The organism is Alicyclobacillus acidiphilus NBRC 100859 (assembly GCF_001544355.1).
Taxonomy (GTDB): Bacteria; Bacillota; Bacilli; order Alicyclobacillales; family Alicyclobacillaceae; genus Alicyclobacillus; species Alicyclobacillus acidiphilus.
Genome location: NZ_BCQI01000002.1, coordinates 51,733 through 73,142 on the forward strand (window position 1 = coordinate 51,733; position 21,410 = coordinate 73,142).

Annotated in this window: 17 protein-coding genes and 1 other annotated feature; of the genes, 15 read left to right on the top strand and 2 right to left on the bottom strand. The window is 57.6% G+C overall.

The features are described 5' to 3' along the window. Positions 1–52 precede the first annotated feature (52 nt). From clpX to AAC01S_RS01275, 11 genes are all read left to right on the top strand, one after another. Entirely contained in the window at positions 53–1,327 is a 1,275-nt protein-coding gene (clpX, locus tag AAC01S_RS01225; protein WP_067617498.1) for an ATP-dependent protease ATP-binding subunit ClpX, read from the top strand. Between the two features lie 140 nt (positions 1,328–1,467). Next, entirely contained in the window at positions 1,468–3,159 is a 1,692-nt protein-coding gene (gene lonB / locus AAC01S_RS01230) for an ATP-dependent protease LonB (RefSeq protein WP_067617501.1), read from the top strand. Positions 3,160–3,291: 132 nt separating this feature from the next. Then, on the top strand, positions 3,292–5,727 hold the full coding sequence (gene lon, locus AAC01S_RS01235; protein ID WP_067617504.1) for an endopeptidase La: 2,436 nt from the start codon (positions 3,292–3,294) through the stop codon (positions 5,725–5,727). Further along, positions 5,724–6,365: a ribosome biogenesis GTP-binding protein YihA/YsxC gene (yihA, locus tag AAC01S_RS01240; RefSeq protein ID WP_083511409.1), complete on the top strand. Its 642-nt coding sequence runs from the start codon at positions 5,724–5,726 to the stop codon at positions 6,363–6,365. Before lon ends, yihA begins: the two co-directional genes overlap by 4 nt. A 115-nt stretch (positions 6,366–6,480) precedes the next feature. Further along, on the top strand, positions 6,481–7,863 hold the full coding sequence (gene hemA, locus AAC01S_RS01245; RefSeq protein ID WP_083511410.1) for a glutamyl-tRNA reductase: 1,383 nt from the start codon (positions 6,481–6,483) through the stop codon (positions 7,861–7,863). 6 nt (positions 7,864–7,869) lie between these two features. Further along, on the top strand, positions 7,870–8,685 hold the full coding sequence (ccsA, locus tag AAC01S_RS01250; RefSeq protein WP_245630006.1) for a cytochrome c biogenesis protein CcsA: 816 nt from the start codon (positions 7,870–7,872) through the stop codon (positions 8,683–8,685). A 59-nt stretch (positions 8,686–8,744) separates the two neighbouring features. Next, positions 8,745–9,680 carry a hydroxymethylbilane synthase gene (gene hemC / locus AAC01S_RS01255; protein ID WP_067617507.1) on the top strand — a complete coding sequence of 312 codons (936 nt, stop codon included), beginning with the start codon at positions 8,745–8,747 and terminating at the stop codon, positions 9,678–9,680. Continuing rightward, positions 9,673–10,434 carry a uroporphyrinogen-III synthase gene (locus AAC01S_RS01260; RefSeq protein WP_067617510.1) on the top strand — a complete coding sequence of 254 codons (762 nt, stop codon included), beginning with the start codon at positions 9,673–9,675 and terminating at the stop codon, positions 10,432–10,434. Before hemC ends, AAC01S_RS01260 begins: the two co-directional genes overlap by 8 nt. A gap of 6 nt (positions 10,435–10,440) precedes the next feature. Further along, complete coding sequence (gene hemB / locus AAC01S_RS01265) at positions 10,441–11,421, top strand: porphobilinogen synthase (RefSeq protein ID WP_067617513.1); 981 nt, start codon at positions 10,441–10,443, stop codon at positions 11,419–11,421. Between the two features lie 15 nt (positions 11,422–11,436). After that, entirely contained in the window at positions 11,437–12,732 is a 1,296-nt protein-coding gene (gene hemL / locus AAC01S_RS01270) for a glutamate-1-semialdehyde 2,1-aminomutase (protein ID WP_067617516.1), read from the top strand. Positions 12,733–12,855: 123 nt separating this feature from the next. Next, positions 12,856–14,265, top strand: a complete 1,410-nt coding sequence (locus AAC01S_RS01275; RefSeq protein ID WP_067617519.1) for a hypothetical protein — start codon at positions 12,856–12,858, stop codon at positions 14,263–14,265. 82 nt (positions 14,266–14,347) lie between these two features. On the opposite strand, the gene AAC01S_RS19505 is transcribed toward AAC01S_RS01275, so the two are convergent. After that, positions 14,348–14,509, bottom strand: a complete 162-nt coding sequence (locus AAC01S_RS19505) for a hypothetical protein (RefSeq protein ID WP_169793986.1) — start codon at positions 14,507–14,509, stop codon at positions 14,348–14,350. A 136-nt stretch (positions 14,510–14,645) separates the two neighbouring features. Here AAC01S_RS19505 and AAC01S_RS01280 point away from each other — a divergent pair, with 136 nt between their 5' ends. From AAC01S_RS01280 to murC, 4 genes are all read left to right on the top strand, one after another. Continuing rightward, positions 14,646–15,167 (top strand): hypothetical protein, encoded by a 522-nt coding sequence (locus tag AAC01S_RS01280; protein WP_245630007.1) that lies wholly within the window; start codon positions 14,646–14,648, stop codon positions 15,165–15,167. A gap of 130 nt (positions 15,168–15,297) precedes the next feature. Continuing rightward, positions 15,298–15,501, top strand: a binding site (T-box leader). A gap of 45 nt (positions 15,502–15,546) precedes the next feature. Then, entirely contained in the window at positions 15,547–18,198 is a 2,652-nt protein-coding gene (locus AAC01S_RS01285) for a valine--tRNA ligase (protein ID WP_067617522.1), read from the top strand. Between the two features lie 89 nt (positions 18,199–18,287). Continuing rightward, a complete protein-coding gene (locus AAC01S_RS01290; protein ID WP_157070995.1) occupies positions 18,288–19,607 on the top strand; it encodes a bifunctional folylpolyglutamate synthase/dihydrofolate synthase in 1,320 nt (439 codons plus the stop codon). A 14-nt stretch (positions 19,608–19,621) separates the two neighbouring features. Beyond that, entirely contained in the window at positions 19,622–21,013 is a 1,392-nt protein-coding gene (murC, locus tag AAC01S_RS01295; RefSeq protein WP_083511422.1) for a UDP-N-acetylmuramate--L-alanine ligase, read from the top strand. 115 nt (positions 21,014–21,128) lie between these two features. Here the strand turns inward: murC and AAC01S_RS01300 are convergent, their stop codons facing one another. Beyond that, the gene (locus AAC01S_RS01300) at positions 21,129–21,332 is read right to left on the bottom strand and encodes a hypothetical protein (RefSeq protein ID WP_067617529.1); all 204 of its coding nucleotides are present in this window, start codon (positions 21,330–21,332) and stop codon (positions 21,129–21,131) included. Positions 21,333–21,410 lie beyond the last annotated feature (78 nt).

The following is a 21,410-nucleotide window of genomic DNA, read 5'->3' on the forward strand; positions in this document are numbered from 1 at the left end:
GTTTTGAGTTAGACAGCAGGTGTGGTAACCTCGACTTGGGGAGGGAACATGGATGTTCAAATTTAACGAGGAAAAGGGCCAACTCAAATGCTCCTTCTGCGGAAAGACGCAGGAACAGGTGCGCAAGTTGGTTGCTGGTCCTGGCGTATACATTTGCGATGAATGTATCGAACTGTGCAATGAAATCGTCGAGGAGCAACTCGGGGAAGAAGAAGATTTTGAACTGAAGGACGTGCCCAAACCGACTGAGATCAAGACGATTCTCGACCAGTACGTCATCGGCCAGGAGAAGGCCAAACGTTCACTGTCGGTCGCCGTATACAATCATTACAAGAGAATCAACGCTGGTTCGCAGAAGACCGATGAGGTCGAACTGGCGAAGAGCAACATTTTGTTGATTGGTCCTACCGGCAGCGGTAAGACCCTGTTGGCGCAAACGCTGGCGCGCATTTTGAATGTGCCTTTTGCGATTGCCGACGCGACGTCGCTCACGGAGGCTGGCTACGTCGGTGAAGATGTCGAAAACATTCTTTTGAAGTTGATCCAAGCGGCTGATTACGATATTGAAAAGGCCGAACGGGGTATTATTTATATCGACGAGATCGATAAAATTGCCCGGAAGTCGGAAAACCCGTCCATCACGAGAGACGTGTCTGGTGAAGGCGTACAGCAGGCGCTGCTGAAGATTCTTGAAGGAACGGTCGCGAGTGTTCCGCCTCAAGGTGGACGTAAGCATCCGCATCAAGAGTTTATTCAAATTGATACGACGAATATTCTCTTCATTTGCGGCGGTGCGTTCGACGGCATTGAACCTATCATCAAGCGCCGTCTCGGCAGCAAGGTGATTGGGTTCGGCAGCGGCAAGGATCAACCGGATACGAAGGACACGGCCATCATGCAGCACGTTCTTCCTGAAGATCTGCTGAAGTTTGGGCTGATTCCTGAGTTTATTGGACGCTTGCCGGTCGTGACCACCTTGGATGCGCTGGACGAAGAGGCGTTGAAGCGGATTCTTACGGAACCGAAGAATGCCCTTGTCAAACAATTCCAGAAATTGCTTGACATGGACAGTGTGGTTCTGGAGTTCCATGAAGACGCCCTTGCCACCATCGCCAAGGAAGCGATTCGTCGAGGAACGGGCGCGCGTGGTTTGCGCGCGATTATCGAGTCCATCATGCTGGACGTCATGTACGAATTGCCGTCTCGCGACGACATCCAAAAGTGCATTATCACGAAGGATGCGGCGCTTCGAGAGGCTGCGCCAATCGTCTTGAAGAAGGACGGAAGCTCGATACCGTTTACGCGGAAGTCGGAAGAGACCGCTTAACTGGGAGCGTGTTCCGCACAGTCCTATAGTTCTTTGAGTTGGGCGTTGATGCCGTTGCGGCGGTGTCAACGCCCTCTTCGTTTATGCCTTTCGGTCCGTGGCAATACTGCATAGAGCAGCATGGATTGGGAGGGATTGCGATGACTGCAACGATTTTGGCAGCGATACAAGTGTTTTTTGCGATTGTGATTGGGCTGTATTTTTGGAACTTGCTGAAGACCCAGAATCACAACAAGCATGCGATTGAACGGGAATCTCGCAAGGAGCTTGACAAACTTCGCAGGCTTCGGTCCGTTTCACTCTCGGAGCCGTTGGCAGAGCGTACACGTCCCGAGAGCATTGACGATATCATTGGTCAAGCCGATGGGATTCGCGCACTGCGCGCTGCCCTGTGCGGACCAAATCCGCAGCACGTCATCGTCTATGGGCCGCCTGGAGTCGGGAAGACCGCAGCGGCGCGCGTGATTTTGGAAGAAGCCAAGCGGACGGGTACGTCTCCATTTCGACCGGACGCGAAGTTCGTAGAATTGGACGCCACGACGGCGAGATTTGATGAGCGAGGTATCGCCGATCCGCTGATTGGGTCCGTGCACGATCCGATCTACCAGGGGGCCGGTGCGATGGGCATCGCCGGCATTCCCCAGCCGAAGCAAGGCGCTGTCACAAAGGCCCACGGAGGCGTGTTATTCATCGACGAGATCGGGGAATTGCACCCCATTCAGTTGAACAAGTTGCTGAAAGTGCTCGAAGATCGAAAAGTGTTTCTCGAGAGTGCGTACTATAGCAGCGAGGATAACAATATTCCGTTGCACGTGCACGACATTTTTCAAAACGGTCTGCCTGCGGACTTTCGCTTGATTGGCGCGACGACGCGATCGCCCGAAGAACTGCCGCCGGCCTTGCGATCGAGATGTGTCGAAGTGTTTTTCCGCCCGTTGTCGCGCGAGGAAATCCACAAGGTTTCGCTGGGCGCTGCCCAAAAGCTGGGCATGCCGCTTGGCGAAGGCGTCGCAGAAGCGATTATGGAGTATGCGACGAACGGCCGCGACGCGGTGAACCTGGTTCAAGTTGCGGGAAGCGTGGCGATATCGGAAGGACGAAGCGAGATTTCGATTGAGGACGTCGAATGGGTCATTCAGTTCAGCCGCCTGAATCCACGTCCCGAGCGAAAGATTGGCGAGCATCCGCAAGTTGGCGTGGTCAATGGATTGGCGGTGTTTGGTCCGCAGTTGGGCATGCTGCTTGAGATCGAGGTGACGGCGACACCCGCTTCGACCCACGGTGCCGGCAAGGTGACCATCACCGGGTTGGTCGAAGAGGAGACGATTGGCGGGCGGGATCGAAGCATGCGAAGGAAGAGCATGGCGATGGGGTCGCTGGACAATGTGATGACGACGCTCCGCCGCGTGATGGGCATTCGCGTGGAAGATTACGATCTTCACGTCAACTTCCCCGGCGGCATGCCCGTGGACGGCCCGAGTGCCGGAATTGCCATGGCTGTGGCGATGTATTCCGCGATTCGTCACCAACCCGTGTTGAATACGATCGCGATGACGGGGGAACTCTCCATCCTGGGCTCCGTTCGTCCGGTTGGCGGCGTTGCGGCAAAAGTGACTGCGGCTGCCGAAGCGGGCGCGAAGGTCGTCTTGGTGCCGAAGGCGAATTGGCAGGAGACGTTCCGGCACATGGACGGTATTCAGGTTGTTCCGGTCGAGCGCCTGGAGGACGTCCTGAAACTATCGCTCGTCGGCGGATTGGACGATTACGAGGCCCCGCGGGTGGGGGATATTGTGTCCAACTCGGCGCACAATTCGTATTCTTCCGCGCAATAGTCGAAACGACTGCGTAGACTGCCGCGGCGCGGGCCCATCGCCGTGAAAGTCGCAGTACGAATTAGACTTGGCCGAATCGATTCTGTACAATAAGGCCAATCCAATGGGAGAGTCGAAATCGGAGGTGGGGAAATGGCGGCACAGACAAACTCGAATGAATATGGCAAAACCACGTACCCGTTGTTGCCACTCCGCGGATTGCTCGTGTATCCCTCGATGGTGCTGCACTTTGACGTGGGCCGTCCCAAGTCGGTCAGCGCGCTGGAAGCGGCTATGGTGGAAGACCACTTGATTGTCTTGGCTTCTCAAGAAGACGGTCAAATCGACGAACCAGTTGTCGACGATCTCTACGGTGTCGGGACGCTGGCACGAGTCAAGCAAATGATGAAGCTGCCGAACGGTACAATCCGGGTCCTTGTCGAGGGCTTGGCGCGTGCCGAAATTCTGGAATATACCGGAGAACAGGACTATTTTCAGGTCGAAGTTCGCATTCACTCTGAACCTGACGATGTGCAAGCGACGCCGGAAATGCAGGCTATGATGCGATCCGTTTCACAACAGTTTGAGCAATACGTCAAGCTGTCCCGCAAATTGGATCAGGAGACGTACGCCGCTGTCGTGGACATCAATCATCCGGGCCGTTTCGCCGACATGGTCGCGTCGCACCTTCCGCTCAAAGTGCGCGAAAAGCAGGAGATTCTCGAGTGCTTCGACATTCAGGAGCGACTCGAACGTCTGTTGCAGATTTTGTCGGATGAACGCGAAGTATTGGAATTGGAGCGGAAAATTCATCAACGTGTCCGTAAACAGATGGAGAAGACGCAAAAAGAATACTATCTTCGCGAACAGATGAAGGCGATTCAGCGCGAACTTGGAGACAAGGAAGGCCGTATGGCCGAAATTGAAGAGTTGCGCGAAAAGCTTGAGGCGAAGCAGCTTCCGCCGCAGGTCTACGAAAAGGTTGAGAAAGAGATTGTTCGCCTGGAACGGATTCCTGCCTCCTCTGCCGAAGGAACCGTTGCGCGGACCTACATAGATTGGCTGTTGGAACTGCCATGGACGGAAGAGGCCCGGTCCACGCCGGACGTCGCACGGGCGGAGCGAATTTTGAACGAAGAGCACTATGGACTGGAGAAGGTGAAGGACCGCATCCTCGAATTCATCGCGGTTCAGGCCTTGACAAACCGTCAGTCGGGCCCAATCATCTGTCTCGCTGGCCCGCCAGGCGTAGGTAAGACGTCGCTGGCCCGCTCCATCGCGAAATCGTTAAACAGGCCGTTCGTGCGCGTGTCGCTCGGCGGCGTTCGCGACGACGCAGAGATTCGAGGCCACCGAAGAACGTATATCGGCGCCATGCCCGGACGGATTCTGCAAGGCATGAAGCAGGCGCAGGTCATCAATCCCGTGTTTTTGCTCGATGAGATCGACAAGATGGCGAGCGATTTCCGAGGCGATCCCGCCGCGGCCATGCTGGAGATTCTCGATCCGGAGCAAAATGAGACTTTTTCGGACCATTACATCGAAATACCGTACAATCTTTCGAACGTGCTGTTTATCACCACGGCGAACAATCTGTATGATATTCCGGGACCGCTTCGGGATCGGATGGAGATCATTCAGCTCGCGGGCTACACGGAGTTGGAGAAACTCCATATCGCGAAGGGCCATCTGCTGCCTAGACAGCGCGATCGACACGCGTTGAAGGGCGATCGGCTGCGGATGTCGGACGACGTCATTATGGAAATCATCCGCCATTATACGCGCGAATCGGGTGTGCGGAACCTGGATCGGCTGATCGCGAGCATTTGTCGGAAAGCGGCCCGCATCATCGCGTCCGGCGAGAGCAAGCGGGTGACGGTTACCTCGGCCTTGCTCACCACGTTCCTGGGCGCGCATCGGTTTGAGTACGGCCAGGTCGAAGAGACGGATCAGATTGGCGGCGTGGCGGGTCTCGCTTGGACCGAGATGGGCGGCGACATGTTGACGGTCGAAGTATCGGTCGTTCCAGGCACCGGCAAGGTGGTGTTGACGGGAAAACTGGGCGACGTGATGAAGGAAAGCGCGCAGACGGCGTTGTCCTATGTTCGATCCCGTGCGAAGTCGTTGCACATTCCGACGGATTTTCACGAAAAGGTCGACTTGCACATTCACGTGCCGGAAGGCGCGATTCCCAAGGACGGTCCTTCGGCCGGCATCACGATGGCGACGGCTGTCGCTTCAGCGCTCACCAATCGGCGCGTTCACCGCGAGATTGCGATGACCGGGGAGATCACCTTGCGGGGCCGGGTTCTGCCCATCGGCGGGCTCAAGGAGAAGAGCTTGGCCGCGCATCGGGCAGGCATTCAGACCATCATCATGCCGAAGGGCAATATCAAAGATTTGGAAGAAATCCCGTCGATCGTGCGCGAAGCCGTCCGCTTTGTGCCAGTGTCTCACATGGACGAAGTCCTGGAACTGGCGTTGGAAGAAGCGCCGCTGGTCGACGATTCGGAACAATCGAACCACGACGCTTGGTTTGCCGATCTCCTGTCGGAAGGCAAATACGGTGGAGGCGAGGCTCACCAGTGATTATTCGAAGCGCGGAATTTGAAATCAGTGCTGTCCGGCCAAATCAATGGCCGGAGGGCGGCTTGCCCGAATTTGCCTTTATCGGCCGCAGCAACGTCGGCAAATCGACGTTGCTGAATCGCCTTTTGAACCGCAAATCCCTGGCCAGGGTATCGGCGCAGCCGGGCAAGACGAGACAGATTAACTTTTTTCGGATCAACGACGCTTTTCGATTCGTCGATTTGCCTGGCTACGGGTATGCCGCCGTCAGCAAACGGGAACGAAGCGCGTTTGCCGACATGATCGACGAGTATTTGCTGAATCGGGAACCGCTTGCGCGCATCTTTCAGTTGGTGGATATTCGGCACGAACCTAGCAAAGACGATGTGGCGGTCCATGCGGCGCTGTTGGAGCTGGATGTGCCGGTCAGCGTGATCGCGACGAAATTGGATAAGATAGGGAAATCCCAAGTGCAGAAGCATTTGAAGATCATTCGGACCGCTTTGTCAACGCCTGTGCAAGTCTATCCTATCTCTGCGGAAAAACGAATTGGTCTCGACGACGTGTGGCAATTGATGGAGGCTGATTTGGAGGCGCCTGTGTATCGCGACGTGGAGCCGATCGACGGCGAAGACGCCAAGGACGGCAAAGATTCATAGACGTGTCACAGGCGTACCACGCCGCTTGTCGAAACGCGTGGTATACTATCGAAGGCGACATAAACCTGCGGCAAGAGGGCATCCGGTAGATTGAGCAGGGGAGGAGGACGAGCGTATGCACATCATCGTGGTAGGGATGAGTCACAAATCCGCATCCGTAGAATTGCGTGAGCGCGTGAGCTTTTCGGAAGAGGCGCTCGACGGCGTGTTGACGCAACTCTATGGAACGCGGACGGTACTAGAAAGTCTCGTGTTGTCGACGTGCAATCGAACAGAAATATACGCGTTGGTGAGCAGCGTGCGGGCAGGGCACGACTTCTTTGTGACCCTGATGGCGCAGCATGCGGGATGCTCGAAATCGGAGATCGAACAGCACACGTATATGCTTCAGGGGGAAGATGCCGTCGCCCACGCCATGAGAGTGGCCTCTGGCCTCGATTCCGTCGTGATCGGCGAGACGCAGATCTTGGGCCAAATGAGAGACGCGTTCACGAAGGCGTTCGAAGTGGGCAACACGGGCGCGATGTTCAACAGACTCTTTCGCGAGGTACTGCACGTCGGGAAACGGGCACAGACGGAAACGACGGTTGGACAGCACTCGGTTTCCGTCAGCTACGCGGCGGTTCAGCTGGCGTCGAAGGTGGTCGGCGGTTTATCCAACAAGTCGGCCCTCGTGATTGGCGCGGGCCAAATGGGGACGCTCGCGATTCGGCACCTTGCCGCGCAGGGGATTGGTCGTTTGATCGTCGCGAATCGCAGTGTGGATAAGGCGCGGAACGCAATTGGCGATCTCGCCGAGGTCGTGCCGCTCACGGCGATTCCCGATGTGATGCCGGATGTCGACGTCGTCTTCTCGGCGACCGGTGCGCCAGGGTACACCGTGTCCGTCGACGTCGTCAAGGCGTCGTTGGCGCAACGCAAGGCCCGTCCGGTGGCTATGCTCGACTTGGCGGTTCCGCGCGACATCGATCCGGCCATCGCGGCCTTGCCGATGGCGTACGTGTACGATGTGGACGATCTCGACGGCGTGATCGACGCCAACCTCAAGGAACGCGAACGCCAGGCCCAGGCGATTGAGGCGATGATCGCCGACGGCGTGCAGTCGTTCTCGAATTGGCTGACGGAACAAGAGGTTGTGCCGCTGATTGCGGCCCTGCGGAGCAAGGGAGAGGCGATTCAGCGCGAAGTGATGGCGAGCTTGCTGAACAAGCTGCCAAACCTCAGCGAACGGGAACAGAAGATCTTGAACAAGCACACGATGAGTATCGTGAACCAATTGTTGCGGGAGCCGATCCAAAACGTCAAGGAATTGGCCATTGCTTCCGGGGACGCGACGTACGCCTCGGTATTCGCGAAGCTGTTTGGCATCGATGTTGCAGAGGAGCGTGCGGAAACGTCGCTATCAGCGGCTGCCGGTCACACCGTTGCGGAGCTGTTCGGACGGTTGCTTGGGGAGCAGATGGAGCACAAGCCTCGGCTGCACCCTGTGCTTCGGTGATGCTCGATGATTTGGGTGCGTGTACTGTCGGACACGGCGATGAGCGCCTACGCGCTGAGTTTAACCTTGTTGTTCAGCGATGTGGTCGAACCGCGCCGACGGATCAACCGGGCGGCGGTTGTGCTCTTGTTCGTGGCCTTTGTTGCGATGACCGCGCTCCTGTTCGAACGGTTTGCCCGCCTTCCTGTGTTTCCGGCTTACTCGAAGTCTGACCTGCTGCTGTTCATCGCTTGGTTTATGCTGGCGATCACGCTGGTGCTGGATACCTTCTTTCAGATTGGGCTCGTCGTGTTCTTCGCCAACGTGGTCGGCTTCGGTCTGACGTTGTTCGCGGGCGGCGAACAATCGAGACATCCGTTCCCGTGGTTTCCGCACGGCGATCTGTTGTTCGTTCACATCGTGATGGCCACGATGAGTGAAATCGCGTTCGCTTTCGGATTTGTTTTCGCCCTGATGCACGTGGTGCAGGATCGGAATCTGCGAAGGCATCGGTTCAATCGCTGGTTTCTCCAATTGCCATCGCTTGCGGCCTTGGATCGGTGGGCATTGTTTTCGTCGGCATTGGGCTTCTTTCTCCTGTTCGTCGCGATGGCCATCGGTGAAGAATGGGCGCAGGTCGTTCTTCACCACTGGATTCTCGGTTCCCTGAAAACGGTTGTGACGCTGCTGACGTGGGCCATGTACGCCGTCTATTTGATTCAACGCGTGCGCCGCCAAGGGACGGGCAGGGGCCTGATGGCCTACCAAATGATCTGTTTTGTCGCCACGGTGGTCAACTTGGTGGCCGTTGCCGATCCGGCGCAGTTTCCGGTGCGCCCCTAGCCTGTGAGATGCTAGCCTGCGAGATGATAGATACGAAGATGACGGAGAGGATCGAACGTATGAACACTATCCGCGTTGCATCGCGTACCAGTCAATTGGCCATGACGCAGACCAACTGGGTCATCGACAGGTTGACTGAGATATTGCCAGGTACTTCATTCGAAGTTGTGCCGATCCGGACAAAGGGCGATCAAATTCTCGACGTCACCTTATCCAAGATCGGCGGAAAAGGTTTGTTCGTCTCCGAGATCGAACACGCCCTCCTCCACGGTGAGGCGGATATCGCGGTACATAGCATGAAAGACGTCCCGTACGAACTCGCACCGGGCCTGCAACTGGCTGGCATTCCGAAGCGCGAGGATCCCCGGGACGTTGTCATTTCCGCAAGTGGCCTGCCTTTGAACCAATTGCCAAACGGTGCGCGCGTGGGAACGTCAAGCCTTCGCCGCGTCACGCAACTGCGGATGGTCCGGCCGGACTTTCACATCGAGCCGTTGCGCGGCAACATCGATACCCGGCTGAGGCGCGTCCGCGAAGGCGAGTTTGACGCCATTGTGCTCGCCGCCGCGGGATTGCACCGCATGGGATGGCAAGGGCAAATCACGGAGTATTTGCCGCCTGACGTCTGTCTGCCTGCGATTGGACAAGGTGTGTTGGCGGTGGAATGCCGCGAGTCCGACGCTGATCTCGTCGCTGTGCTGCGGCGCTGGTCGGATCGGGAGACGGTGGAGGCGGTCACGGCGGAGCGCGCGTTGCTTCATGGGTTGCAAGGAAGCTGCCAAATTCCCATCGGCGGTTACGCGACCCTTGACGATAGCGGTGTCATTCATTTGACAGGCCTCGTCGCCGATCCGGATGGGGACGCCTGTGTGCGGGAATCCGCAGCCGGAACGGACCCAGTCCAACTTGGCAAGGCGTTGGCCGACAAACTGCTGAGCCTCGGGGCCGACGAGTGGATCGCGAAGGCGGAAGCTCGTCTGAAGCAAGATGAATGAGCCTGTCCCGGTCATCATCACGCAATCGGGACCGCGTGGAGCCTTGCTTCGAGAGATGCTTGCGGCAGAAGGGCGGATCGCCGTCCATGTCCCGCTGATCGAAACGCGTCCCGTCGAGATTCCTCGGGACGTATTGTCCGGTTTGTCGAGTCGATCATTCGCAGGGTGGATCTTCACGTCGATGCCTGCCGCGAAGTTTTGGTTGGAAGCGATGGAGACCTGCGGCGAAGCGTTGAATTGGCGCAGGGATTCCTTCGTCTGCTATTGTATTGGAGAGGCGACTGCCAACGTGCTGCGCCGCGCTGGCTTGCGCGCGCGCACATTTGACGGCGTGGGCGATGCCGAAGGGCTTGCCCAGGCACTGATCAAGCACGTGCAACCGCCAGCCGCGTTCTTGTTCTGCAAGGGCGCTCAAGCGTTAAGCACGTTGCCTGATCTGATGCGGGCACAATCGTACGAGATTGTGGAAGTGACGACGTATCACACCAGGCCGGCGGAGATCGCCGCCGATCAATTGACGAAACACGCGCCGGCCATCTTGACGTTGTTCAGTCCGTCGGGTGTACAAGCTTTGGTGTCCCATCCTGAGCTTCGCGTTTGGGTAGGCCGATCCGACGTCTGGGTGGTGCCATTTGGCGAGACGACGGCACTCGAAGCGGAGCGGTGCGGACTTCGGATTGCGGCGAAACCGACGCGCCCGACGCACGAAGCGCTTATTGCGGCCATCCATTCTATTTTGAACCTGTGGGAGTGAAGAACCATGTCGTTTACAAGACACCGTCGCTTGCGGAGTCATGCATCGTTGCGCGCGTTGGTGCGCGAACATGCGGTCGCGATCGACGATTTGGTATATCCGATGTTCGTGGAAGAGGACCTTTCCGGCGCGAGCGAGCTGCCGTCCATGCCGGGCGTGCACCACTACGGGATCGAGGCGTTCCGGCGCGAGATCGAACGCCTGTCGGAACTGGGCATCAAAGGGATCTTGTTGTTCGGACTTCCGGCGGAAAAGGACGAGCTGTCGACTTCGGCGTACGCGGAACACGGCATTGTGCAAGAGGCGATCCGTGCCGCAAAGGCGGAAAATCCGGACATGGTCGTGATGACGGACGTTTGTCTGTGCCAGTACAATCCAGCAGGGCATTGCGGACTTGTTCGCGACGGCAAAATTGTCAACGATCCGTCGCTTGAACTGATCGCGAAGACCGCCCTGTCGCATGCCGCGGCTGGCGCGGACGTCGTGGCGCCTTCCGACATGATGGACGGCCGCGTCGCGAAAATCCGCGAGATGCTTGACGATCACGGCTACCTCGACGTGTCGATTTTGTCGTACGCGGTCAAGTACGCGTCGGCGTTTTACGGACCTTTCCGGGAGGCGGCCAATTCCGCGCCCGCGTTCGGCGATCGGAAGACGTACCAGATGGACCCTGCCAACGCCCGCGAAGCCTTGCTTGAGGCACAGTCGGACATCGAGGAAGGCGCCGACATGCTGATGACCAAACCGGCCTTGTCCTATCTCGACGTGACATTGCGTTTGCGGCAAGCGTTCCATCTGCCCATTGCGACTTACAACGTGAGCGCGGAGTACAGCATGGTCAAAGCGGCCGCGCGCAACGGCTGGATCGACGAGCGCTCCACGGTGATGGAAATGATGACCTCGTTCAAGCGAGCGGGAGCAGACATCATTCTCACGTACCATGCTCCAGACGTCGCGACATGGATTCGCGAGGAACAAGGACGATAAGGGGGAGGTCGGACGATGGGATACGAGAAATCCGCCGCGGCGTTCGAACGCGCGCAGAAAGTCCTCGTCGGAGGCGTGAACAGCCCAGTGCGGGCGTTCAAGAGTGTGCAGGGGACACCGTATTTCGCGGACCACGGAAGCGGCCCGTATCTGTACGACATAGACGGCAATCGCTACATCGATTACTTGATGTCGTGGGGGCCGCTGATTTGGGGACATGCCCATCCAACAATTTTGGAAGCCATCTCGCAAGCCGCGGCCCGCGGCACGAGTTTTGGCGTGCCAACCGAGCTTGAGACGGAAGTCGCCGAAACGATGGCGAGGCTCATTCCATCTGTCGAGGTCGTTCGTATGGTGAACAGCGGCACAGAAGCCACGATGAGCGCCGTTCGGCTGGCGCGCGCGGCAACTGGGCGTACGTATGTGGTCAAGTGCATCGGCTGTTACCACGGCCACGCGGATCAGTTCCTGGTCAAGGCCGGATCGGGCGTCGCGTCGCTCGGCCTCCCGGATTCCCCTGGTGTGCCGCAGGCCATCGCTGAACGAACGCTGACTGTACCCTACAACGATCTCGACGCGATGCGGGCCTTGTTTTCCGAAATGGGACAGGACATCGCCGCCGTGATCCTCGAACCTGTGGCAGGCAACATGGGCTGCGTTCTCCCGCGGGAAGGCTATCTGCAGGGCGTTCGCGACATCACGCGGGAACACGGGGCACTGTTGATCTTCGATGAAGTGATCACCGGCTTTCGCGTAGGCCTTGGCGGGGCTCAAGTGCGTTTCGGCATCCAGCCTGACTTGACCACGTTTGGCAAGGTGATCGGCGCGGGCCTGCCCGTCGGAGCGTACGGCGGCCGCAGGGACCTCATGGACTTGGTGGCGCCGACCGGCCCGGTTTATCAGGGCGGTACGCTGTCCGGCAATCCGCTCGCAATGTCGGCGGGTCTAGCGTCGTTGAGGATGCTTGAGGCTGCGGCGGAACGCGGCATCTATGAGCAGATGGAGACGTATGGCAGAAAGATTGTCGAGCGGTTCGTGGAGCTCGGCGAACAGTATGGTATTCCCACTTGCGGCGATGCCATCGGCGGCATGTTTGGACTCTTCTTCCACAAAGGTCCTGTGACCGACTTCGCATCGGCGGCGGCGAGCGATACAAGGCGATACGCAAAATTTTTCCATGCCATGCTGCAAGAAGGTGTCACGTTCGCGCCTTCTCAGTTGGAGTCGGCGTTCATATCCTGTGTGCACACGGATGAAGAAGTCGACGCGACCATCGACGCCATGGAAAAGGCGTTCGCCGGTCTGGTCTAAATGCGTATTCACCGCCCCTCCTCGGGCATGGAATCCCACGCTGTGGTGCCTCTCTTCGACATATGTTGTGAGACGAGGTCATACATTGATGGTGGAATCTTGCCGTTTTGAGGAGGGGCTTTAATGTCTGAAGGAGGGCGTGAACCGCTCATTCGCCTCCCGGTAGATCAAGAGGTGTTTGTGGAGTCGGTGCAAACCGGAGACAGTGTGGAGGATGTGACGGTCGCCACGGAAGTGGTGTCGTTTGACAAGGCTGACGACGTGTTTCAGTTGGAAGGCGCCATTGTGTTCGCTGGCTTTTTGCGGCGGCCAAGCCAACAAACACAAGGTTCGGACGATTCCGATCCGAATACCATGGAAACGGTCCAACATGTACACTATCGCTTGCCGTTCACACTGCTCGTGCCCATCGCGGCGCAGCCGAAAGGGATTGTCAATGTCAAGAGTCGTTTATCTGGGTTTGCGCTCACCGTGTCGGCCGATCACTGGCTGAATGCGACGGGATGGTTGGAAGTGCACGGCCTGTCGGGCGAACAGGGCTATCATTTTCGCTGCGGTGGACAGGAGATCGATGAGAACGTTCAAACGTTGGCAGAACCTGAACTGCTCCTTCGCGGCACCGAAAGCGAGGCGGATTCGGAAGGGTTTGACGACTTTGAGCTGAAAGCCAATGTCGGCGCCGATACCGACGCGGACGTGGCGGCGGGTCCAACGGATGCCTACGACGGCGCTGTCGCAGGCGCAACGGGCGATTGGCGTCACACGCCGTCTGAAGATGAGGAGCCCAATCAGCGCGAATTTGAGTCCAACCAAGCCGACCAGGTCAGCGAAGCGCGTGGTGGACACGGCTGGGCGGAAGCTGAAGGTCAGTCCCAGTCTTTCCGTGCCGCGGAAGATCCTGCCGATGACCAGCCTGAGGCAGCGAAAGCTTCAACCACTTCCGACGTGCGAAACGAACTGACGAATCTGGATCGGTTTTTCACGCCAGCCCCAGAGGCCGAAACAGAGCCGCCGCACTTGCAATCAGCGCCTGAGCAGGCATTCCAGGCTGCAAGGCCGGAATCGACTGAACAGGAACCGAAGCCAATCGCCTCGTTTGAATTCGAACATCAAATCGACCTGGAAACGGCACAAACCGATGCCGTCGATCCTGCGCTTGGCGAGCTTCGAGCAGGCGGCAATGAACCTCCCATCGTCCATTTCTCGGCATCTGTCGTTCGCAGCGACGAGGAATCGGATTGGTCGGCGACCGACGGAGAAGAAGACGATGCGCGGCACGAGGCACCCGCCCCCTCCGTCACCGATCACCATCTGTGGTCGTTTGTCGATTTCAACGGTCCTGAGCCGCGTTACACGCTTCGCTACGTGATTGTGATGGAGGAAGAGACGCTTGAAACTGTGGCGGACCGCTGTGGGTGCCTGCCGAGCGAATTGCAGCGAGTGAATCCCTGGCTCGATGGTCCGATCGTCCCTGGCCAGGCGCTGTACATTCCCAACGCTCCGTTCACGTTGCCCAAGATCGCTGCGCTTTGAGTCGATCCGCCAAAGATCAACAAGACGGGAAGCAGCCCTGGCAGACAGGCTGTTTCCCGTCTTGTGTGTTCGCGCACGCACTCTAAGGTCCGCCGATGAACATGGCGACGAATACGATGAAGAGCATCATCAGTATCAAGAGATCGAGTGCGCTTGGCCACAGTATGGCTCGTAAAAACAAGAGAAAGATGCAAATGGCGAGAATCAGTTTGACAAAGCGGAGCAACCCGCCGAAAAAGCCCATGCGCCGACCTCCTTACCGACAGGACCTCTACATGTATATGCGAACAGGTTGCTCGAGTATTTGTCCTATCAAGCCGGCCCGCAATTTGATAAGATGATGGGAGCAGATTGGGCATTTGAGTTTGGAGGATATTCGATTGGATCAGGCGTTGAATTCAAATCAACAGGGTATATGGAGAGGGTGGTATTGGCGATTTGACAGTCTCCTGGTCATTGCCATCGCCATTCTTGAGGTGGCTGCCTATTATCTGTCAAAAGGCGCGTATTCCTTCATAGCCAGCGGTGAGCTTGGGATGTTTCTGGCTGCGCTCGTCATGGTCCAGAGAGCCAAAGTGCGCAAGCGGGCGAATGCCATCGCGGTGTCTGTCGCGAGCTACGTGATCGACATCATTTTTCAGTTGACGATCGCGCGGTCGTACACCTTGCAGCATGGTTGGGGCAACTTCGCGTCGCAGAATCTCATCATCATGGCGATTGGCGTGTTGTTTTCCGTGGTGTACGCGTGGAGCACAGAGATGTCGACGAAACGGCGTGCGAAGCTGGAGGCGGAGCGGGCGGCCAAGCGGCAGTCAGCGCCCGAACGCGACGATGACGCGCCGAAAGTTCGGGTACATAGGGTCAAGAAGCGGCGGGGACGGGGACGTCGCCCGAAATCTTGACAAACTTTGCTGGACTTGCGTACTATACAACCAGTTGCTATATGAGTTCTGTGACGCTTTTCAGACTCCCGGTGGTACCACCGCGGTATCACTAAGACAAAGAACGCTGCTGTATGAGCGGCCGCTAAACGGTAAGGCGACGAAGGGAAAGAGTAGGGCTGTGTCAATGGCGCAGAGAGGGTGAGCGTGGCTGAAACTCGCCCCGATTTGACCGCTTGAACGTCGTCCCTGAGCTGAATGATATCCGGGTCATCCCGTTATCGATGAAGAGTGTCCTGGCCGCGTCTTTCGGTCGGGAAATTCAGGTGGTACCGCGGAGCCCTCCGTCCTGAAGGACGGAGGGCTTTTCGCGCGCCAAGACGTTGAAGGAGGATGCTGTATGGGCTCAGAGCCAAACATGCTGTCGACGGTGTACGATCCTAAGAATGTCGAAGCCCGCATATACCAGGATTGGGAAACAAAAGGGTACTTTCAGGCCGGGCGGTATCCAGACCGCGAAGCCTACGCCATCGTCATGCCGCCGCCGAACGTGACAGGGGTGCTCCACCTGGGTCACGCGCTCGACAATACGCTGCAGGATATCATCATCCGTTTCAAACGGTTGCAGCATTTCGACGCGCTCTGGGTTCCAGGTACGGACCACGCAGGCATCGCCACGCAAACGCGCGTCGAGGCGGCGTTGAAGGAGTCTGAAGGCAAATCCCGGCACGATCTCGGCCGTGAAGCGTTCGTGGATCGGGTCTGGGCGTGGAAGCGCGAGTACGGCGGGACCATCACGCAGCAGATTCGCGCGCTGGGCTCGTCGTGTGACTGGTCGCGCGAGCGATTCACGATGGATCCAGGGCTTTCCGCGGCCGTTCGCGAAGTGTTCGTGACGTTGTACGAAGAGGGCCTCATCTACCGAGGAAACCGCATCATCAATTGGTGCCCGCGCTGCACGACCGCGTTGTCGGACATCGAAGTGGAGCACGAGGACGAGGTTGGCACGCTGTACCACGTACGGTACCCGCTGGCCGATGGCAGCGGTGACGTGATCATCGCGACGACCCGGCCCGAGACGATGTTCGCTGACGTGGCCGTCGCCGTCCATCCGGCGGACGACAGGTATCAATCGCTGGTGGGCAAGTCGATTCGTTTGCCGTTGACGGATCGGACCATTCCGATCATCGCCGACGACTACGTCGAGATGGAGTTTGGAACGGGCTGTCTGAAAATTACACCCGCGCACGATCCCAACGATTTCGAAGTCGGCTTGCGGCACGATCTCGAGATATTGCAGTGCATCGACAGCGACGGCCGCCTGAATGACCTGGCAGGCCCCTTTCAAGGCATGACTCGAGAAGAGGCGCGCGTCGCGGTGGCTCAGGCGTTGGAGGACGGCGGCTATCTTCAGAAGCGGGAGGAACATCCGCACGCGGTCGGGCATTGTGAACGCTGCGGCACGGTGGTGGAACCGTTCCTGTCGGACCAGTGGTTTGTTCACATGGAAGAATTGGCGCGGCCTGCGCTTGAGCGGGCGAAAGCTGGGGAACTGCGATTCGTGCCGGCGCGCTTCGAGCGGACGTTTGAGCAGTGGCTGGAGAATGTCCGCGATTGGTGTATTTCGCGCCAATTGTGGTGGGGCCATCGCATTCCCGCTTGGTACTGCGACGATTGCGGCCAGATTTCCGTATCTCGGCACGACGTCGAAGCGTGCCAACACTGCGGATCCACGCATGTCCACCAAGATGAAGACGTGCTCGACACGTGGTTCTCGTCCGCGTTGTGGCCGTTTTCGACGCTTGGCTGGCCGGACAAGGAAGCGGGCGACCTAACCCGTTATTATCCGACTGGCACACTCGTCACTGGATACGATATTATTTTCTTCTGGGTCGCGCGCATGGTCTTCATGGGTGTGCACTTCACGAATCAGATGCCGTTTCAAACCGTCGTCCTGCACGGTCTGGTGCGCGACGAACACGGTCAGAAGATGTCGAAGAGCAAGGGCAACGGCGTCGATCCCATGGACGTGATCGATCGCTACGGCGCAGACGCGCTGCGTTTCATGTTGGCGACAAGCACGTCGCCCGGCAACGATCAACGGTTCACGTGGGATAAGGTCGAAGGCGCGCGCAACTTCATCAACAAAATGTGGAACGCCTCCCGTTTTGTTCTGATGAATCTCGGAGACGACTTCGAGCCGCAAGCGGTGGATTCGCTCTCGTTGTCCGTCGCGGATCGCTGGATTTTGCACCGGTTGAACGAAGCTGTGGAAGCAGTGACTCGCCACCTGGAAGCCTACGATTTCGGCGAGGCGGCGCGGGCGATGTACGATTTCGCCTGGGATGATTTTTGCGACTGGTATATCGAGTTTTCCAAGCTGGCTCTGTACGGTGAGGATGAAACGCGCAAAGGCGCCGTCAAATCCGTGCTGTACACGGTATTGACGAACCTGTTAACCTTGTTGCATCCGTATATCCCATTTGTGACAGAGGAGATCTGGCAGGCGTTGCCGAAGACAACGGAAGCGTTGATCGTTTCTGCGTGGCCTGAGCCGGTCGCATCGTGGCGCGATCGCGACGCGGAACAGCAGATCCATTTGGTCATGGACGCGATTCGCGCGGTCCGGAACGTCCGCGCTGAACTCCAGGTTCCACCGAGTCAGAAGGTGTCGATGCAAATCCAATGCGACACAGAGGCGGACCTGCGGCTGTTTGAACAGGTGCGGGACTACGTCATACGCTTCTGCAACGCATCCGATCTCGAGCTTCGAGTGGGTGGGGAAGCTCCGCAGCAATCGGTCACGCAAGTGGTGACGGGCGCGAGAATCCATATCCCGCTGGAAGGGCTTGTCGACATCGAGGCCGAAAAGTCTCGCCTTCGCAAGGAGGAAGAGCGTCTCGTCGGAGAGGTCGAACGTATCGAAAAGAAACTTGCGAATGATCGATTCGTGGCCAAGGCGCCTCCGGAAGTTGTCGAATCAGAGCGAAATAAGTTGCGGGACTACGCCGCTAAACTCGGCGCGGTCCGCGATCGTATAAAGAGCTTGTAAGCGACAGGGAATTGACGGCTCGCGGCGCTTGTGCGTGCGGGCCGTGGGGTAAGGGCAGTTGGGTTCAGTCCCGAAATGAGGTTGGCAAGTTGAATGTAGAGGAATCTCGCGTCTGGATTTCATCGCTGCGGCGGTTTGGCATGAAGCCTGGACTCGAACGTGTGAATCGCGTCTTGGACCAATTGGATCACCCTGAATCCCGGCTGCGGTTCTATCACGTGGCCGGTACGAACGGCAAAGGATCGGTGTGCACGCTCCTTTGCCGATTGCTTGAAGCCTCGGATCAGCGCGTCGGCGTCTACACGTCGCCGGGTTTGGGCGGTTTCAACGGCAGAATTGTGGTGGCCGGTGAGGCGATTCCGGATGAGGCGTTTGCCCGGCACGCGAGCACGGTTCGCGCCGCACTTGAGCGAGGGTTGGACGCGGATCCGCTGACGGAGTTCGAAGTCCTGACGGTCATCGCACTCTTGTATTTTGCTGAACAGCGCGTCGACGCGGTGGTATGGGAGACTGGTCTTGGCGGTAGATTCGATGCAACGAATATTGTTACGCCGATAGTCACATCTATCACAAACGTTTCATATGATCACGTGGAGATTCTTGGCCCAACCCTAGTTGACATCGCTAGAGACAAGTCTGGGATCGTGAAACCGGGTATTCCGATGGTCACCGCAGCGACGGGAGATGCGTACCGTATCATAAATCGTCAAGCGATCACGGTGGGCGCACCCATCTTTCAAGTCGGGCGCCATCTCTCGTTTGTCCAGACGTCCGTGTGCGATACGCATCAAATCGGAAGCTATCGCGGTATCTACCGTGACGCTCACAACGTGCGGCTGTCCCTCTACGGACGTCATCAAACCGCCAATGCGGCTGTTGCGTTGGGGATGTATGAGGCGGGACTGGGTCGTGTGCCGGATGCCGTCTGGACCCGCGCTTTGCGATCGCTCGACGGTGCGCGTTGGCCGCTGCGATTCGAAGTGTTTCGCCGCGAACGGATGCCGGTCGTGATCGACGGCGCGCATAATCCGGACGCCGCGTATCAACTGTCGCGAACGCTGGCTGCCTTTGCCGAAACCGCGCGCTTGCCTGCGACCGGCAGGTGGCGTATGGTGATTGGCGTATTTGCGGATAAGGACGCGAAAACCATGTTGCAGCATGTCCTTCCGTTGGCACATGACGTGATTGTGTGTCGTCCGAATCATGTTCGGGGCGCACTTCCGCAAGATGTCGCGCAACTGATCGGCAGTATTCGCCGCGACCTGCCTGTACGTATCATCGACGACGTCGAAGCGGCAGTGGAGGCGGCGATGGATGGATCGTTGCCCATTGTTATCTGGGGCAACCTGCATATGGCAGAAGGCGCTAGGGAATGGATATTGAAAACGGGGTTGGACTATTGGACATAAGGACGGTGAGGCGCGTGCGTGGTTCAGAACACGTGCATTTTGTTGGCATCGGCGGTTACGGGATGAGCGCTATCGCTCGGGTCATGCTGGATTTGGGATATCAGGTCTCGGGATCGGACGTATCCAGACAGGAACTTACGGACAAACTTGTGGCTCGCGGCGCAAAGGTCTATTACGGTCACGCGAGAGAGCAAGTGGATGGGGCGGATATTGTCGTCCACAGCACGGCCGTGAACGGGGACAACGTCGAGATCGTCGAAGCGAAATCGCGCAATATCCCAGTGATACATCGGAGTGAAATGTTGGCTCGCTTGATGGCGGATCGAACGGGGATCGCTGTGACCGGTGCACATGGGAAGACGACGACGACCTCGATGATCGCGTATGTCATGGAACGCAATCACCTTGATCCAACGTTTGTCGTTGGCGGTGTCGTATCGAATATGGGTGACAACGCGAAGGCCGGAGGTGGCAAATTCGTCGTTGCGGAAGCTGACGAATCGGACGGCTCGTTCCTGCACTATCGTCCTTCCATTGCCGTTGTGACGAACGTCGAGGCGGATCACCTGGAGCACTACAACGGGGACTTCGAAAATCTTCGCCGCGCCTATCAGACGTTTATCAGTCAATTGCCTGAGGATGGACTCGCGGTGTTGTCTGCCGACGATGAGCATCTGAGAGAATTGAAAAAGCATGCCAAGGCTCGCGTCATCACCTACGGATTCGCTTCGGACGCCGATGTCCAAGCAAGGAATATTCAACTGTTGGATAGGACTTCATCGTCCGATGTATATATTCGCGGAGAGTTTATCGGTCGGCTCTTGCTGTCGCTGCCTGGCCGCCACAATGTGGCCAACGCGTTGGCAGCGGTCATCGTCGGGCTTGAGGCGTCGTTGTCGTTTGAGCAAATCGCTGCCGCGTTGCTCGAATTTCACGGGGCCAAAAGGCGTTTCCAAGTCATCGCGGAGAAAAACGACGTACTCGTGATTGACGACTACGCGCATCATCCAACGGAGATCAGCGCCACCATTTCCGCGGCGAAGGCGACCGGAAGACGCATCATCGCCGTGTTTCAGCCGCAGCGCTACACGCGCACGTACTTTTTGTTTGACGCCTTTGCAAAATCGTTTTCCGAAGCGGATGAGGTCATTATCTCGGAGATTTATTCGCCGGCAGGCGAGAAGCAGATTGAGGGTGTCTCTGCCGAAGCGCTTGCCAATGCAATTATCCGCCAGAGCAATCCGAATACGAAATACTTCGCGTCGAAAGACGATATTGTGACCTATCTGCGCCAGCGCGTCAGACCGGGCGATCTCGTGTTGACCATGGGCGCGGGCGACATTTGGAAGGTTGCGGAGCGTCTTGGAAGCGACTTGGAGTACACCATGAAACAAGCGCTCGTGTGACGTGGAGACTGGTACGGCAACGTGCCGGACACAGCGAAGGGGCTGTCCGACAAGCAGTGAATTGCTTGCGGCGCAGCCCCTTTCGTTTTATCGGTTGTCGGCTAGATGACACGTTTTATCGGTTGTATCGCCGCTCTCTTCTCGAGGCTCCATGGCGGTTCGCAAAATGGTAACGAGCACGTGCGTACAAATAATATACGCCCACAAGGATGAACGCGAGCAAGGCGAGCTTCAGTAGGAACGACAGGATGACGCCGAGCACGACGCAACCCAGCAGAACCAGCAGGAACACCCCAATATACGACATTGGACCGCGCATGATAAGAACCTCCTTCGGACGAATCGCCCTAGCAATATGATATCACAAATGAAATTCCGTAGGTTCGACATCGTGCCG